Origin of the sequence: Pseudomonas sp. FP1740 (assembly GCF_030687165.1) — a bacterium.
Classification (GTDB): domain Bacteria; phylum Pseudomonadota; class Gammaproteobacteria; order Pseudomonadales; family Pseudomonadaceae; genus Aquipseudomonas.
In genome coordinates, this window is record NZ_CP117461.1 from 5,308,495 (window position 1) to 5,325,020 (window position 16,526).

At 57.4% G+C, this 16,526-nt stretch carries 9 protein-coding genes; 4 read left to right on the top strand and 5 right to left on the bottom strand.

The features are described from left to right. Positions 1-8 precede the first annotated feature (8 nt). Positions 9-4,799, bottom strand: coding sequence for a Tc toxin subunit A (locus tag PSH69_RS23755; RefSeq protein WP_305410004.1), 4,791 nt, complete (start codon positions 4,797-4,799; stop codon positions 9-11). Positions 4,800-4,963: 164 nt separating this feature from the next. Then, complete coding sequence (locus PSH69_RS23760; RefSeq protein WP_305410005.1) at positions 4,964-8,626, bottom strand: carboxypeptidase-like regulatory domain-containing protein; 3,663 nt, start codon at positions 8,624-8,626, stop codon at positions 4,964-4,966. A 472-nt stretch (positions 8,627-9,098) separates the two neighbouring features. Here PSH69_RS23760 and PSH69_RS23765 point away from each other — a divergent pair, with 472 nt between their 5' ends. Then, positions 9,099-9,476: a DUF6124 family protein gene (locus PSH69_RS23765; RefSeq protein WP_018926534.1), complete on the top strand. Its 378-nt coding sequence runs from the start codon at positions 9,099-9,101 to the stop codon at positions 9,474-9,476. A 140-nt stretch (positions 9,477-9,616) separates the two neighbouring features. Here the strand turns inward: PSH69_RS23765 and PSH69_RS23770 are convergent, their stop codons facing one another. Continuing rightward, positions 9,617-9,976, bottom strand: a complete 360-nt coding sequence (locus PSH69_RS23770; protein ID WP_305410006.1) for a PilZ domain-containing protein — start codon at positions 9,974-9,976, stop codon at positions 9,617-9,619. Between the two features lie 237 nt (positions 9,977-10,213). Beyond that, positions 10,214-10,597, bottom strand: a complete 384-nt coding sequence (locus PSH69_RS23775; RefSeq protein WP_305410007.1) for a tol-pal system YbgF family protein — start codon at positions 10,595-10,597, stop codon at positions 10,214-10,216. A gap of 173 nt (positions 10,598-10,770) precedes the next feature. On the opposite strand from PSH69_RS23775, the gene pyk reads away from it, so the two are divergent. After that, the gene (pyk, locus tag PSH69_RS23780) at positions 10,771-12,222 is read left to right on the top strand and encodes a pyruvate kinase (RefSeq protein ID WP_018926537.1); all 1,452 of its coding nucleotides are present in this window, start codon (positions 10,771-10,773) and stop codon (positions 12,220-12,222) included. Between the two features lie 114 nt (positions 12,223-12,336). Here pyk and PSH69_RS23785 read toward each other — a convergent pair whose 3' ends face one another. After that, positions 12,337-14,238 (bottom strand): potassium transporter Kup, encoded by a 1,902-nt coding sequence (locus PSH69_RS23785; RefSeq protein ID WP_305410008.1) that lies wholly within the window; start codon positions 14,236-14,238, stop codon positions 12,337-12,339. Between the two features lie 290 nt (positions 14,239-14,528). On the opposite strand from PSH69_RS23785, the gene rimO reads away from it, so the two are divergent. Together rimO and PSH69_RS23795 are read left to right on the top strand one after the other, a co-directional pair. Beyond that, positions 14,529-15,866 carry a 30S ribosomal protein S12 methylthiotransferase RimO gene (gene rimO / locus PSH69_RS23790; protein WP_018926946.1) on the top strand — a complete coding sequence of 446 codons (1,338 nt, stop codon included), beginning with the start codon at positions 14,529-14,531 and terminating at the stop codon, positions 15,864-15,866. A gap of 125 nt (positions 15,867-15,991) precedes the next feature. Beyond that, a complete protein-coding gene (locus tag PSH69_RS23795) occupies positions 15,992-16,465 on the top strand; it encodes an acetyltransferase (RefSeq protein ID WP_305410009.1) in 474 nt (157 codons plus the stop codon). Positions 16,466-16,526 lie beyond the last annotated feature (61 nt).

The window sequence follows — 16,526 nt, forward strand, 5'->3', positions numbered from 1 at the left end:
GGTGCCGGTCATCGTGCTTGCGATGTCATGGGTACATGGCTAGCGGGCAGTTTTTTAAGCACCTTGCCCTTCAAGACCAAGGGCCTGTTAACCAGCGGACAGGAGAGCACCAGGCCGAACGTCCGATCATTGCGGGCGTCGCAGGCAATTTCCCATGTCAAAGGCACGTCACCGTCAGGAAAAACGGTGGGCTGGGCCAATCTTGGGGTGAAGGCCAGTCCCACTGTCGCCGCACTGCTGCCTTCAGCCTGTGTCCATCCGAGGATGGCTTCGCCCCCCTTCAGCGGCTCACTGATGGGCGAAATCTCGAGTCTGTAGTTAACGTCGGCGGACAACTCCAATTCACCTGTGCCGGGCACCACCGGAGTCGTGATTTTGTCGGGCTGGTCGGGGTTACTGATCAGGTCTACTTTCCACTCAAACGCCGGCAATACATTGAGTTCAAACTCCTTAACCCCATTAAAGTCAACTCCCCATTGAACCTCCGCCGTAAGCTTGTACTTGCCGACAACCCCTGGCATGAACATGAAGGTGGATCGGCCGGTCTGGTCAGTCGGGATTGTGATCGCAGTTTTATGTTTCGGAGCCGGCAAAAGTCGCTCCAGACTCCAGTCGACGGGATAGAGGGCAATGGGTTGGCCGGAATCAAGCTTGTCACTGAGTTTGATCCAGATCTCGCTCGCCTCCGTGGAATCGGCAACCGGCACTAGCCATTTCTCGGCAAAATCCGAGATCAATACTTGCGCCGCGACCCAAAGTTCCAGGGTTTGATTCTGCCCGGCCGTACCGACCACGGCGGTGACCTGCAACAACCCCTCAGCCAGTTCAGGAACGTCCCAATACGCCTTGCCATCAGCATCAGTGATGGACTTTTTGGTCCTTTCGTCCCCGGCGCTAAACGTTACTTCCTGGCCGGGTAATGGCTTGCCATTCAACCCGATCAATTCACACATGATCGTCAACGTCTGACCGACAACCGCTTGCGTTGTGGCCATCAGCGCCTTGATCTGCGGCTCGTCGACAAAATTGACCGGGTCGAACTGTGCTCCCTCCCCGCCCTCGACATACCGCGCTGTCACAATCGCCGGCCCCTCCAGGTCACTGTTGAGCAGGACGGTAGCGAGACCGGTCTGGTCAGTGAAATTTGGATTAGGTCTGAGGGTGCCCAGAGTAGTGGTCCAATTGATCTGCTTACCCCTGGCCACGTTGCCATAGTCATCGATGAACCGGACCTTCAGGGTGGCGAACTCTTTCTCCCCGGCCAGCAGATTGCGCTTGGGTTCAACGCTCATGCTGGAGGTCAGTGCTCTGAGCTTATCGTCACAATCAATCAACACCGAAGCTGCAGCAACTTCCTCACGCAATGACAAGCGGTAAGAGACATGGGCAATACCCATCTTGCTGCCCGCCAACAATCGGGCCTTGACTTTACCGTTCTGGTCGGTACGGGTCAGCGGATCCATGAGCACGCCTTCACCGGTGTGCGACCATCTCACCTGCACATACTTCAACAGCTTGCCGGTGTAATCGCGCAGGGTGAGGGTAAACGTGGCGTGATTCGGCACGTTGGCCACCAGTTTTTCGCGATCCACCTCGCACACCACATTAAGGCTTTGCCCGAGCTCGCTTGCCTCCTCACCCGAACTGGCGATCGAGGTTTCGGACAGGCTTTCCAGGGCGCGTTGTGCGGCAGCCCGGTAGGTAGCATCACTGTCTACGGGTGTCAGTTTGCCCAGCATCAACAGCGCATCGAAATCCAGGCCCGTCTGGTCACGGGTTTCCAGCATGCGCAGCAACAACGCCAATTGCTTGAGGTTGCGGATCAGCGGTAGTGGTGCTCGCGTATCATCCTCCCCGGGTGGATTGGCGTGAATGGCGCAAGCCAGGACTTCCTTGATCCCGCAGCCAAAAAAACCTGCCAGCAGAGCGGCTGCGGCATCACGCACCAAGGCTTCTTCATCCTCGGAAATTTCACCCAGTTCCTGATTCACCTGCTTAAGGTAATCGAGAAGCTTTTGGGCGGGCTGTTTAGCCAGCTTGACCGCACGGCCATACAACGTCAGGTAAAACACCGTTGTCAGTGAGAGCTCCCTCACATCCTCGATACCAAACCAACTTGAGTTTTCCAGATACGAGATGAGCATTGCCGAACTGAGCTTGAGCTCCCTTGCCACCTCACTACGCCGCTGCAACTCCACGAGTAATCGCAAAAACTCGCGCTGCTCGGAGTCTTGCTCCGACGGATCTGCCTTTGACCAACCCAGCAGACGGATCGCCATTGCCTCCGGCCGGGCAATGGCTTTAAGCGCCTGGCTCAGCAACTGATAGACATAGCCGCCCGACCATACGATCACTGGCAACGCCAGATCAGAGGGCAGTTGCAAATACACGGCAAAACTTTCCTGCACCAGTGCACGTTGCCCGGCCCGGGCGCGCAGCACCACGGTCAAAATCGCTTCGATAATCCAGGGCCGATCTGTTACCAATTCAATAAGGCCATCGACAATGACCGTGATTTCGGCGCGAACCCACTGCATATAGTCGGCATCCGACCGATCACTGATACCGATGATCAGCCCCTCGCCATCCACTACCGTTTCCAGCTGTTTCATCCATCCAAGTCCGGAAGAATCAGGCGGTACACTGGCGTCCAGCAACATCACCTCGGTCATGCGTACCGGTTGCAATTGCGCACTCAATTGCATCAGCAACTCCAATTCCGGGTCGCCTGCCACCACCGGAACAATAGGGTCGCTGACGTGATGAATGAGCCATTTGGGCGACAGTTCATTACGCTGGCACCATTGCACCAGCGACATACCGGCATGAAGGATGCTCAGTACATCGCTCTGCTCGTCGGACTGGTACATGGCGATATGCGTAGGCCCAGCCAACCGGGCAAGCCAGCCATTATTTCGCGAATCCAGCAATGTGAGCAGCGCCATGCCTTCAAGCGGGCTGATTCCCAGTAACCTTGGAAAACGAACCAACCGATAAAAACTGGAAAAGACCGAGAGACTGCGTTTGAGGGTCAGGTCAGGCCTTTCAAGGGTCGGGTCAGGCTTTTCAAGGGTCGGGCTATGAGCCGCCGCAATCTGCACGGCTATGTAGAGATAGGTGTCGAAGTCAATGCCCAGCGCCGAGCACAGATGATCTGCCGTGCGCTGGTCTTCGGCGTTGACCGGAAACACCGAGAATTCAACGTCGTCAACTTGCAAAGGCGTCTGGAACAGCGATTGGGCGTTGAAGACACGGTCAAAATGGGACAACGTATTACCATGTTCATACGCCGAAATGACATTCAGAATGGCGGCACCATCTTCAGCACTGATTCCGTAATGGGTGCGTAACTCTTGAAACAACCCCAAGGCCCGCAGCGTGTTCTCGGATATCTCGATACTTGCGCTCTGGCGCTGACGAACCTCTGGCATTATGGCCGCGATGACCAATTGATCAGTTTCATGAGGGTTGAGCTCAAGCCATTGGTTAAGGCGAACCATGCGGTTGATACGGTCGAAGCGACGCTGGTTCTTCTCATCAATATTGGTCAGCGTAAACTGCCCCTTGTTCTCCCCTTCCGTCGCGCGCTCCAGCCCTATCGGCGGCTCCATTCCCTCGTTGATAAACACCGAGCCGAAATCTTTCGGTGTCGTGGGCTGCACGGGGTTGTTATCGTCTATCGGTAGATCCGGATTCAGTCCCTTGCGCTCGGCGGGCGCATTGGGTGACAACCTCGGGGCAAACGCCCCGATCGACAGCAGTCGCTCGACGCCCTCACGTTTGAGTCGGGTTTTTTGCAGGAAGTTTTTTAGCGGCAAAAGGTATCGGTAGTTATCGCAATCGAAGTTGGCTTGGTAAAACGCCTCGGGAAGGAGTTTCGTCAGCGGTACCACCTCGCGTGAACGCGGGTTGACCCAGGAAATATCCTGCGATTGCTGAGTTTTACTTAACGGGTATACCGATTCGAGCAGCAGAGCCTGCTGTCCCGGTGCCAGCCCCAAGGCCAGGCGCAGGGCAGTGTCAGAGAGTTTACCGCTGGCAGACGATCGTATGAAGTATGGAAAGTCCCCGTCCGTTGCACGAACGATTGCGCCCAGTGACAACGTCGGGTCTCTGGATCTGGCGGCGTAATCTATGCTGCGCCAGGCACGGTCATAGGGCAGCTCATGGGGGTAACGTGTAGAGCGCAGCAACGAATCGACATCGTCATCACGCTGCTTGTTTTTGTCCAGATGGAAAGACAGAACCGTGTTAACAACAGTCAGCATCGGGACTTCACTGTTGACGGCGGCTTCGTCGATCAACAGCTCAAGCAAGTCTGGACGGCGGTCGAACAGCCTGATTGTTGTGTCGTTATCGCCTGTCCTCTCAAGCTGCTGTGCCCAGGAAATGATCGACATCAAGTAGGCCACCGGGGAAACGGTGGAGCCAATGGCATTGGCTGGCGTACTTTTGGCCGTGTCCACCTCGAATAACTCGTCGAACCTTGGGGTATCAACCAGCGCCTGCAGACCGGTGCGGGTGTCCACCACATTTCCGGTGCTTCGGGTCATCTGGTGTTCGCGGTACTCACGGATCAGTTTGAACGCCAGGCTGTAACTGCATTTGAGCAATTGGCTGGCCTCTTGCACCGTAAGTTCAAACTCAGCGCACAACTGGCCGGCGCTGCGTTCAACCAGGTCGAAAACGTTGCCGCCCTGACGGATAAACGCCTGCAATTTTCCCAGTTCCGCGCTGCGTTCCTGGGTGAACAAACCGTTGACCAGTTGTAACGTGGGGCGAGGGATTTCGTGCGTCATCAGTGACACTCCTTGAAAGCCCCGCTGCGACGAGTCCGGTGCGGGGGTAATCCGTGAACCATAAGCCGTATTCAGCGGCATCTACTGACAAACGTCTACTGTCAGAAATGACAGTAGACGCGACCAATTGTCGGAAATATGAGAGGCGATCTGCGAGAGCCGGACTAGCCCGCGTCAACCACGTAGAAACTGCGCTCCAGCATCCAGTCACTCTGCGGTTTGCCGTCGATGACCTGTTTACCGGTCATTTTGAATAGCCCTAACGGCAAGGGCTCGGTCAAGATGTCCCAATATCCGTCCTCGTCTACCTTACCGGCCCCCCAGGAAGTATTGGGATCATTGGTCCGATGCAATGTCACCGTCGCGCCGGGATAACCGAGGCCGGACACCTTCGTAACCGGGGTGATCTGGGTGAGGTTCTCGGGAGTATCTGGCATGGGCCGGGACACGGTTTCACTGACCTTCACGGTGATCGTCGAACTCCATTGGGATTCTTTGCCATCCCGCGTTTGCCGGGCCTTGAAGATAAAGTCCCCTACAGACAAAACCCGATTGCTACAGACTTGCCATTGACCGGCGGCATCCGCCTCGGTGGTGGCAAACAGATCACCCGCATTTCGGTACACATTGACACGTGCACCGGGCAGGGCCGTTCCGCGGAGCCAGAATCGCTGGTCAACGCCATCATCTGGTTCAGGACCGACGATGACAGGGGCCGGGAAACCGTCCGGGACCTGGATCACCTTGAACGAGCGATTGGGCGACAAGTAGCTGGACAACACCCCGTCTCTCGACTGGTGAATGGAATAACTCGTCCTACCGTTACCAACCGGCAGCGCTTTATCGAAGCGAGCCGTCCAGCGACCGAAGCGGTCAACCCAAGCAGTGGCTGAAATGGCATCAGGGCCGGCAGCGACAATGGATATTCTCGCCCCTGGCAGGCCCAAACCTCGCAGCACAGGTTCTAATCCCACTTCGCCGTTGTTTAGCGGTAACGTCACCCTTGGGGATTCAAAGTCTGCGGACATTTTTTCTACAAAAAACCGCTCACTACGCACCCAATCGGAAAGCACATCCGCCTTGCCATCCGGCTGTGGCCGACTGGCCCGTGTCTGTACCCAGTTAGGCCCGACGGGCAGTGCCTTGTTGAGCTGCACACGCCAACGGCCAGACTCATCGACAGTAGTCACTGGCGCCAGCACCTCTAGGGCGTCGAATACCGAGGCCACTGTGATTTTCGCTCCGGGTTCATCCTGACCGGACACCCAAGGGTAGATCCCGCCCCAGTCGCCTGACGCGGGTTCGTAGATCGACGGCCCCGCACTGAGCACATGAACCGTATGGTACGAGGGGTCGGAGGAGTATCCATCGCGCTCCTGCTTGAGGGTCGCCTGAAGGTCGTGTCCAATGGGAAAAGTGTATTCCGAGCGAAAGGACCAAGTGCCTTGATCCGATACTTCGACAGTGCCGAAAATGTCGGTTGGGCTATCTTTTTTAACCACGGAGACGGTATCGCCGGGATATCCGTGCCCCGAAAACATCCGCAGCGATGCCAAGCGCTCATCCTTTGCAGGTGTCTCGAGCACAGCAACATTCGGCCGCACGACGTAATGCCGGTCATCACCCGCGCGCGTGAAGGTTTTGTATTGCTGTGTGATCGCCAAGGTTTGGGGACCGACTTCATGCACCAGAACCCGTACCTTCCAGTTGCCCAGTGAATCGACCTCTACCTCTTTGACCCAGCCCGGGACGCCTACCCGGGTCAGGGTAATATTCGACTTGGGCCAACCGGTGCCGGAATACTCGGCGAATCGCTCGATTGACTTCGTTGCTTGCGGCTGATCAACCAAAGGCTTGGACAGCCTCACATTGAAACTCAGATCAGCGCTTGGGTCAGATTTCTGACCTTTGTATTCCTGCTCGACCTTGATGGTCTGACTGCCCTCGATGGCAAACTCCTCTGCCAAGAGGATTGAGCACTCACCTTTATCGGCTTCGTCTTTGGTCACAGTGTGCTGACCCAACACCTTGCCAGCAATCCGGGCGTCATAGATTTTGATGACAGCATCGAGGTAAACATTGGAGACGATTACGGTTGGTCGCAGGTTCGCTTCGCTGTTAGGCGACGGGGATTTGATTACGGGTTTCGGTGTGGCGATATTGAATTTGATCTCTGCAGTGGCCGGGGACGTTTGTCCGCCAAAAGTTTGTGTGACGGTGAACGTGTGATTGCCCGGGGTGAACGGTTTAGTACGGCGAGTTGACCACGCTCCGCCCGCAGTCCCGCTTATCGGGTGGAGTGTGGTTTCGTCACTGTATTTAAGGGAAAGCGTCGCCAAAGGCCAGCACTTGCCTTTGATATTCGGGGCAAAACCATCAGCGGTAACTTCAATGCCGTCCGGCGCTTTAGGCTTGACGATAAGCTGCGAAAGATCTCTATAGCCGGACCATTGTTGGTTGACCAACAGCCGAACCCGTGGCGTATGACTGCCCGGGGCAAGTTCCTTTCTTCCCGGGGTTCTCCATGTAGCATTAGTTGATACTGTTGCCGACTCCCATTCACTCCCATTTATATAGACCGTAACAGTCGCCACATAGCCCGGCCAGTAATAAGAAGTGCCATCAAACACCGGAACATTGCCATTTAAAGAGAACAACGCGCCTGTCGGGACCGGGGTAGGCACCATAATCTGATGATTCACATTCAAGGATTCAATCCCCCTAAAGGATTGAAGGAAGGAACAAACCTGTGGAGCACCACTTGGAACCATTTTAACGGGCGGCAGTTCCCAGCCGCTCGCCCCTACGAAGACGGGGGTTGGATGGGGATTCACGTTTGCTATCTCGGACTTTACGCTAGCCCCCAGATATCCATCGCCCTTGAAGACCACCATAGGAGAGTTCACAGTGGCGGAGATATTCGATACTCGGGCAGGTCGGATCTTGAATTGGCGAGGTATGCTGCGTTCCGATTCCACCCCGGCTCGTTCCTGGACAACGACGAGTTTCACCTCTCCAGGTTCCACCGTAGCCCATTCGGACCATAAACTCCCCCCCAGCGAGTGAGTTCCGCCCACTTGAACTAAGGACGGATCTATTAATATTTTAAGTATGGAACTTGCATTACCACGATTTCCTGCGAGGGCGAATGGTGATTCTTGAAGTTCACCACCGGGGCCGGTGATAACCGGTTTTGCGAGCAGAAACATTGATATTGTACTCCATGCTTCGTCACCTGATTCGATGTGCCGCACATGGAGCGTTTGCAAACCACCGCCGGGATACTGGACTTCGGCATTAAACTTTATTCTCCAGTTACCGTCGGGATCTACAGCAGTCGATCCAAGTTGCTTGGTTTTATCTTCATTCCTGAGCTCAATAACTTGATTTGGCGCTCCAAAGTTACCACTGACTTCCACTTCCGAACTAGATTTGATGACCTCATTATTTCTAGGCTTAGTGATTTTCGGATAGCTCAGATATAGAAAGTTTTTTTCGGCAGAATATCGGACAGGCTCATTTTCGATGACTTGCTCAACTTGCATGGTATATCGCCCGGGGAGAACATTCTCACGTATAAGAAGCGACCACCTATTCTCGGCCTTCCACACAGTATAACTATAGATCTCACCAGTATTAGGCTTTATCATCGTCAGAGAACTAAAACCACCACCCGTTCCAGTAATCAATCTAGTAAAAGTTGACTTGTTATCTATGACAGGCAAGGGACTCCTCTCCATGAAAACATCGTGATTCCCATCCTCGATATGCTCTTCATCATTCTCGATACCTTCAACATCGCTAAACTTGCTTTCATCTTCTGACATGATCCCGCCCTCGCCGCCGCCGACCGTTGAATAAACCAATGCTCTTTTCTACGTCGCTAACGGGGCGCTGCCTACCTGTAAAATCTGACAGTTTCGACGAACGGTACAGCCCCACACTTGCACGTTCACCGTGACCTTCAAAGGCTTGGGCAAGTGACTACAGCGCCTTGCGCAACGGACTACACATCCGCCAGAATCCGCCGGCTTGTGCGCCTTGGCCTTGCCCCGTAACTTGATCCGCGTCGCTGCCAATCAGCGATCGGGTTTAGTCGCCCGGGTAGGTATTGCGGAAGGTGCATAAGCGTCATCCAGTCGGGTATTCCCTATCCCCGCACTCGATGGTGGCTGTGCGCAGGGCGCCCTCGGGCGCGCCGGTTTTTTCGTAATCCTCCCGGTCGACTAACCTGCGTACAGCCGCCACCCCCTCGTTTAGTCGCGAGACGGTGGCAGCCCCATTAGAGGATTTACGTTTATGTTCAAAGCAACACCAAATCCCCCAGAAACCGACCCGGTTTCCCCCTACGCCACCCTCGATTCAAGAAAGCTCCACGAAGCCGCCGAAAAGGCCCTCGATCACTACCTCAAACCCGACACCGCCCCGCCGCGCTCATCCCAGGACCGTGCCATGAAAATGTTCGCCGTTGTCCCTGATGCCAACCCCGAAGCCTTGACCATCGAAACCTACGAAACCTTTTCGACGGTCAGCATTCTGCTGCTCGACCTGGCGGAAAGCCTGGACGACAAGCCGCGGCATCTGGCCATGGCGATTTACCGGATGAGTGAGTTGGGGTTGATGCTGGTGGAGCGGTCGCTGGATAACGAGAAGGCGATCAAGGTGGCCGGGGCTTAAATAGCTGGCGCCTGGGCTGACGTCTTCGCGGGCAAGCCCGCTCCCACAGGTTTCGAGTTGAACGCAGGTTTTGTGTTCACCGAATAACCCTGTGGGAGCGGGTTTGCTCGCGAAGGCGTCAGTACAGGCACCACAGAACTTCAGGCCGAAGCAGGCAACGGCTGAAAACTGAAGTACTGCTTCAACGCCTCCACCAATTGCCCATACTCCGGCGGTGCCCGTTGCAAGCTGAACCCAGCGTCGTAATGGTGGGGCGTGGCGTCTTCATGGCACCATAGACAACACGCCTTCAGGTCAATGACCTGCTGGCAGCCGTCGCTGGCGGGGATTTTCAATCGCAGGTCAAAATCGACGCCCACCATCATCGGCAACTGGCTGATGAGCATCAGCCCGTCGCTGGACAAGTTGCCCAGAAAGCCGATGGGTTTGTCGGTGACGCTGTTGAACACTTTCAGAAAATACGGCAGTTGATGCCGCTCGATCCGGCGGTCGGTAAACATGCGCAAATGGCCCAGCAAGGCCCTTAAGCAGGGCCGCACTAATGCTTCGGAACGTGCCGGCTGCTTGATAAGCCTGGGCGCGCTCTCCCCGATCCTGGTGCGTCAGTCCTTACCACGCTGACGCTTACTGCTGCCGATCACAGGTATCACCTCGGTTTAGAGGCAAGGCTCTAAGACCGATCCATTCGACTATAGCTCACCACCGCCGGGCGGCCAGCCGTTGCATGACAACGGCCATCAGAACTGCGTCGGGCGCACGGCCGCTGCGCTGCGCGTCGGGTAATGGCCCAGGCTCTGCAAGGTTTCCAGACGGGCGCGGGCGCGATAGGCGTATTCGCTTTGCGGGTAGGCCGCGATGATGTACTGGTAGGTCTGGGCCGCATCAATAAACAGCTTCTGCCGTTCCAGGCACTGGCCACGCATCATCGACACTTCCGGCTGTACGTAGCGACGGGAACGACTTTCACGATCGACCTTGGACAGTTCGAGCATCACCTGTTCGCAGTTACCGCGTTCGTAGGCGCTGTAGGCATTGTTCAAATGATGGTCCATCGACCAACGGGTGCAGCCCGTGACGCTGAGGACGCTGAGGGCAAGGGCGGCAATGGGCACGAATCGCATGGGGGGATCTCCTGTCTTGCGCTCTGTATCGACCCGTTGTCGGAAATCTTCAGGATGGCGTGCTGCAAAGTTGTCACGTTCAATAAAGAAAGCAATAAGTAGTGCAAACGAACAATGACTACACCCAAAGACCATAGTAGCCTCTGCTAGCGCTTGAACTCAGGAGTCTTTGCATGTCCGTCCGTCGTACCAAAATCGTCGCTACCCTTGGCCCGGCCAGTAACTCGCCGGAAGTTCTCGAACAGCTGATTCTGGCTGGCCTGGACGTCGCCCGCCTGAACTTCTCCCACGGCACCCCCGACGAGCACAAGGCTCGCGCGAAGCTGGTGCGTGACCTCGCTGCCAAGCACGGCCGCTTCGTCGCCCTGCTGGGTGACCTGCAAGGCCCGAAAATCCGTATCGCCAAATTCGCCAACAAGCGGATCGAGCTGAAGATCGGTGATCAATTCACCTTTTCCACCAGCCATCCGCTGACCGAAGGCAACCAGCAAGTGGTCGGCATCGACTACCCGGACCTGGTGAAAGACTGCGGCGTGGGCGACGAGCTGCTGCTCGACGACGGCCGCGTGGTGATGCGCGTCGATACCGCCACCGCCACCGAACTGAATTGCACCGTGACAATCGGCGGCCCGCTGTCCGACCATAAAGGCATCAACCGTCGCGGTGGTGGCCTGACGGCGCCGGCCCTGACCGAGAAAGACAAGGCCGACATCAAGCTCGCCGCCGAAATGGAAGTCGACTACCTCGCGGTGTCCTTCCCGCGTGACGCTGCCGACATGGAATACGCCCGTCAACTGCGCGACGAAGCCGGCGGTACTGCCTGGCTGGTGGCGAAGATTGAACGCGCCGAAGCCGTGGCCGACGACGAAACCCTCGACGGCCTGATCAAGGCTTCCGACGCGGTGATGGTTGCCCGTGGTGACCTGGGCGTGGAAATCGGCGACGCCGAGCTGGTGGGCATTCAGAAGAAAATCATTCTGCACGCACGTCGCCACAACAAGGCCGTGATCGTCGCGACCCAGATGATGGAGTCGATGATCCAGAACCCGATGCCGACCCGCGCCGAAGTGTCCGACGTAGCCAACGCCGTGCTCGACTACACCGACGCCGTGATGCTCTCGGCCGAAAGTGCTGCTGGCCTGTACCCGCTGGAAGCGGTGCAAGCCATGGCGCGCATCTGCATCGGCGCTGAAAAGCACCCGACCAGCAAGACCTCCAGCCACCGCATCGGTAAGGAATTCGAGCGCTGCGACGAGAGCATCGCGCTGGCAACCATGTACACCGCCAACCACTTCCCGGGCGTGAAAGCGATCATAGCGCTGACCGAAAGCGGCTACACCCCGCTGATCATGTCGCGTATCCGCTCGTCGGTGCCGATTTACGCGTTCACCCCGCACCGCGAAGCCCAGGCCCGCGCAGCGATGTTCCGTGGCGTGTACACCGTTCCGTTCGACCCGGCCTCGCTGGCACCGAACGAAGTCAGCCAGAAAGCCATCGACGAGCTGGTCAAGCGTGGCGTCGTGCAGAAAGGTGACTGGGTGATCCTGACCAAGGGCGACAGCTACCACACCACCGGCGGTACCAACGGCATGAAGATCCTGCACGTGGGCGACCCGCAGGTCTGAGTGACCGATTGCTTGTCTAGTCCTGAAACAGGTGTAAACCTTATTCAGGACGATACAACAGACACAAAAAAGCCCCCGCTACCTTCATGGTAACGGGGGCTTTTTCATGGGGGCTTACATCTCGACCTGGGTACCCAGTTCAATCACCCGGTTCAGCGGCAGATTGAAGAAACGCAGGTTGCCATTGGCGTTCTTCAGCATGAAGGCGAACAACGCCTCGCGCCAACGGGCCATGCCTTCGAGCTTGGAGGCGATGACCGTCTCGCGGCTGAGGAAGTACGTGGTGCGCATCGGGCTGAAGTCCAGATCATCGAGATGACACAGTTTCAGCGCTTGCGGCACGTCCGGCTCGTCGGTGAAACCGAAGTGCAGGATTACCCGGAAGAAGCCTTCGCCGTAGGAATCGACCTCGAAACGTCGTTGCGGCGGGACGCGCGGGATGTCTTCGTACACCACTGTCAGCAACACCACTTGCTCGTGCAGCACCTGGTTATGCAGCAGGTTGTGCAACAGCGCGTGGGGCACGGCATCCGGGCGAGCGGTAAGGAACACAGCGGTGCCCTGGACCCGATGCGGCGGTTGCACGCGGATACTGCTGATGAAGATCGGCAGCGGCAGTCCGCCTTCGTCCAGGCGATCGACCAGCAGTTGCTTGCCGCGTTTCCAGGTGGTCATCAGGACGAACAGTGCGATACCGGCGATCACCGGGAACGCGCCACCCTGAACGATTTTTGGCACGTTGGCGGCGAAGTACAGACCGTCCACCAACAGGAAGCCGAGCAACACCGGGACCGCAAGAACCGGTGGCCACTTCCACAGCAGCAGCATCACCGCCGACACCAGAATCGTGGTCATCAGCATGGTCCCGGTCACCGCCACGCCGTAGGCCGAGGCCAGGGCGCCGGAGGACTCGAAGCCCAGTACCAGCAGGATCACGCCGACCATCAGCGCCCAGTTCACCGCGCCGATGTAAATCTGCCCTTGCTCGGCACTGGAGGTGTGCTGAATGCGCATGCGCGGAATGTAGCCGAGCTGGATCGCCTGGCGGGTCAGGGAGAACGCACCGGAGATGACCGCTTGCGAGGCAATCACCGTGGCCATGGTCGACAAAGCGACCAACGGGATCAGTGCCCAGCTTGGCGCCAGCAGATAGAACGGGTTGCGGGCGGCTTCCGGATCACCGAGCAGCAATGCGCCCTGACCGAAGTAGTTCAGTACCAGTGCAGGCAGCACCAGGATGAACCAGGCCCGAGCGATCGGCTTGCGGCCGAAGTGGCCCATGTCCGCGTACAGCGCCTCGGCACCGGTCAACGCCAGCACCACGGCGCCAAGAATCGTAACGCCCATGCCTGGGTGGTCCATGAAGAAGCGTACGCCCCACGCCGGGTTTATCGCTTGCAACACTTCCGGATGCTGGCTGATGCCATACACGCCCAGCGCGCCGAGCACCAGAAACCAGGTGACCATGATCGGCCCGAACAGAATGCCGATCCGCGCCGTGCCGTGACTCTGAATCAGAAACAGTGCCACCAGCACCACCAGCGACAGTGGCACCACCCAATGGTCGATGCCTTCGAAAGCCAACCCCAGCCCTTCAATCGCCGACAGCACGGAAATCGCCGGGGTGATCATGCTGTCGCCGTAGAACAGCGCCGCGCCGATCAGCCCGCAGACCACCAGCAGCGTGCGCAATTTTGCATGCCCCCCCGCCGCTCGTCGTGCCAGCGCGGTCAAGGCCATGATCCCGCCTTCGCCCTGGTTGTCGGCACGCAGCACGAACATCATGTATTTGATCGACACGACCCAGATCAGCGACCAGAAGATCAGCGCCAGAATGCCCAGCACGCCGTCATGGTTGACGGGCACGCCATAGCCACCGGAAAACACTTCTTTTAGGGTGTACAACGGGCTCGTGCCGATGTCGCCATAAACCACTCCGACCGCCGCAACCAGCATGCTGATCGGCTTCGCCGCCGAATGTCCGCCGGCTATCGCCTGACTACTTGCCTGCCCCATCCATCACTCCTACTACTCAGATCCGGGCTTCTTCAAAGAAGCACTATGATTTGTGGTGCAGCATGCACTGTTTTACTTGTTGTTACAGACGATTTATTGACTGTAAAAAATCGGTAAAGCGTAAAGGCGCGAAGCATAGCGCAGCACTCGTCGTATTTCCCTGCATAAAGCTGGTCAAGTGCGCCGCCCATCGTTAGAATTGCGCACTTTTTGACCAGAGGGTGCAACATAGCGCCCGTCTGTCGCCTTGCCGTCATCGGCTGGAGGCGTCACAAATACCGAGGTTAGACATGTCCACCACTCCTGCGCCGGCCAATCCAAAGGTTGGCTTCGTATCCCTGGGTTGCCCGAAAGCACTGGTCGACTCCGAGCGCATCCTTACCCAGCTGCGCATGGAAGGCTATGACGTTGTGTCCACTTATCAGGACGCCGACGTCGTGGTGGTCAATACCTGCGGCTTCATCGACTCGGCCAAGGCTGAGTCCCTGGAAGTGATCGGCGAAGCCATCAAGGAAAACGGCAAGGTCATCGTGACCGGCTGCATGGGCGTCGAAGAAGGCAATATCCGTAACGTGCACCCGAGTGTGCTGGCCGTGACCGGTCCGCAGCAGTACGAGCAAGTGGTCAACGCCGTGCACGACGTCGTGCCGCCGCGCCAGGACCACAACCCGCTGATCGACCTGGTGCCGCCGCAAGGGATCAAACTGACCCCGCGCCACTACGCCTACCTGAAGATTTCCGAAGGCTGCAACCACAGCTGCAGCTTCTGCATCATCCCGTCGATGCGCGGCAAACTGGTCAGCCGCCCGGTCGGTGATGTACTTGACGAGGCCCAGCGCCTGGTCAAGTCCGGCGTCAAAGAGCTGCTGGTGATTTCCCAGGACACCAGCGCCTACGGCGTCGACGTGAAATACCGCACCGGTTTCTGGAACGGCGCGCCGGTGAAAACCCGCATGACCGAACTCTGCGAAGCCCTGAGCACCCTCGGTGTCTGGGTGCGCCTGCACTACGTTTACCCATACCCGCACGTCGACGAGCTGATCCCGCTGATGGCCGCCGGCAAGATCCTGCCGTACCTGGACATCCCGTTCCAGCACGCCAGCCCGAAAGTCCTCAAAGCCATGAAACGCCCGGCTTTCGAAGACAAGACCCTGGCCCGCATCAAGAACTGGCGCGAAATCTGCCCGGACCTGATCATCCGTTCGACCTTCATCGTCGGCTTCCCCGGCGAAACCGAAGAAGACTTCCAGTACCTGCTGAACTGGCTGACCGAAGCCCAGCTGGACCGCGTCGGCTGCTTCCAGTATTCGCCGGTCGAAGGCGCACCGGCCAACGATCTGGACCTGGAGATCGTTCCGGACGACGTCAAGCAAGACCGCTGGGATCGCTTCATGGCGCACCAGCAGGCCATCAGCTCGGCACGCCTGCAAATGCGCATTGGCCGTGAGATCGAAGTACTGGTGGACGAAGTCGACGAGCAAGGCGCGGTCGGCCGCTGCTTCTTCGATGCCCCGGAAATCGACGGCAACGTGTTCATCGACAACGGCAGCAACCTGAAGCCGGGCGACAAGGTCTGGTGCAAAGTGACTGACGCCGACGAATACGACCTGTGGGCTGAACAGATCTAAACGCAAAAAATACGAAAAGCCCTGCTCTCTTGACGAGATGCGGGGCTTTTTTACGTCTATCGTTTTGTGGGAGAAAAAACTCGCAGCCTGACGGGAACGGCTCTTAACAGAAGGAGCAAGCGGCCATGCGCCAACATTCGGTCATTTACACACCGAAACAGAGCGACTACGAAGAACTCACCCACGTGTGGGAAGCCTCGGTGCGCGCTACCCATGACTTTCTGCCCGACAGCTACATCGAACTGCTGAAGAACCTGGTCCTGACCCGCTACCTCGACGCCGTCATGCTGATCTGCACCAAAGACTCGCGCCAGCGCATCACCGGGTTCGCCGGCGTGGCGGCGGGCAAGATCGAAATGCTGTTCATCGATCCGGATCACCGTGGCCAAGGCCTGGGCAAGCAATTACTGCGCTATGCCCTGGAACACCTGAACGCCGATGAGCTGGACGTCAACGAGCAGAACCCACAGGCCCTGGGTTTTTACTTCAAGCAGGGCTTCGAGGTGATTGGTCGTTCGGAGCATGACGGCATGGGGCAGCCTTATCCGTTGCTGCATATGCGTTTGCGCCAAAACCAGCAACGTTCACAGCATGGCTGACACAACGCGGGACAAATGTGGGAGCGGGCTTGCTCGCGAATGCGGTGTGTCATTCAACAGA

What these genes read in the sequence shown, in the direction of transcription:
- PSH69_RS23765 (WP_018926534.1), top strand. Translation starts at nt 9,099, where the DNA reads ATGTTCAAAGCAACACCAAATCCCCCAGAAACCGACCCGGTTTCCCCC.
- PSH69_RS23795 (WP_305410009.1), top strand. Translation starts at nt 15,992, where the DNA reads ATGCGCCAACATTCGGTCATTTACACACCGAAACAGAGCGACTACGAA.
- PSH69_RS23775 (WP_305410007.1), bottom strand. Translation starts at nt 10,597, where the DNA reads ATGCGATTCGTGCCCATTGCCGCCCTTGCCCTCAGCGTCCTCAGCGTC.
- PSH69_RS23785 (WP_305410008.1), bottom strand. Translation starts at nt 14,238, where the DNA reads ATGGGGCAGGCAAGTAGTCAGGCGATAGCCGGCGGACATTCGGCGGCG.
- PSH69_RS23760 (WP_305410005.1), bottom strand. Translation starts at nt 8,626, where the DNA reads ATGTCAGAAGATGAAAGCAAGTTTAGCGATGTTGAAGGTATCGAGAAT.
- PSH69_RS23755 (WP_305410004.1), bottom strand. Translation starts at nt 4,799, where the DNA reads ATGACGCACGAAATCCCTCGCCCCACGTTACAACTGGTCAACGGTTTG.
- pyk (WP_018926537.1), top strand. Translation starts at nt 10,771, where the DNA reads ATGTCCGTCCGTCGTACCAAAATCGTCGCTACCCTTGGCCCGGCCAGT.
- PSH69_RS23770 (WP_305410006.1), bottom strand. Translation starts at nt 9,976, where the DNA reads ATGTTTACCGACCGCCGGATCGAGCGGCATCAACTGCCGTATTTTCTG.
- rimO (WP_018926946.1), top strand. Translation starts at nt 14,529, where the DNA reads ATGTCCACCACTCCTGCGCCGGCCAATCCAAAGGTTGGCTTCGTATCC.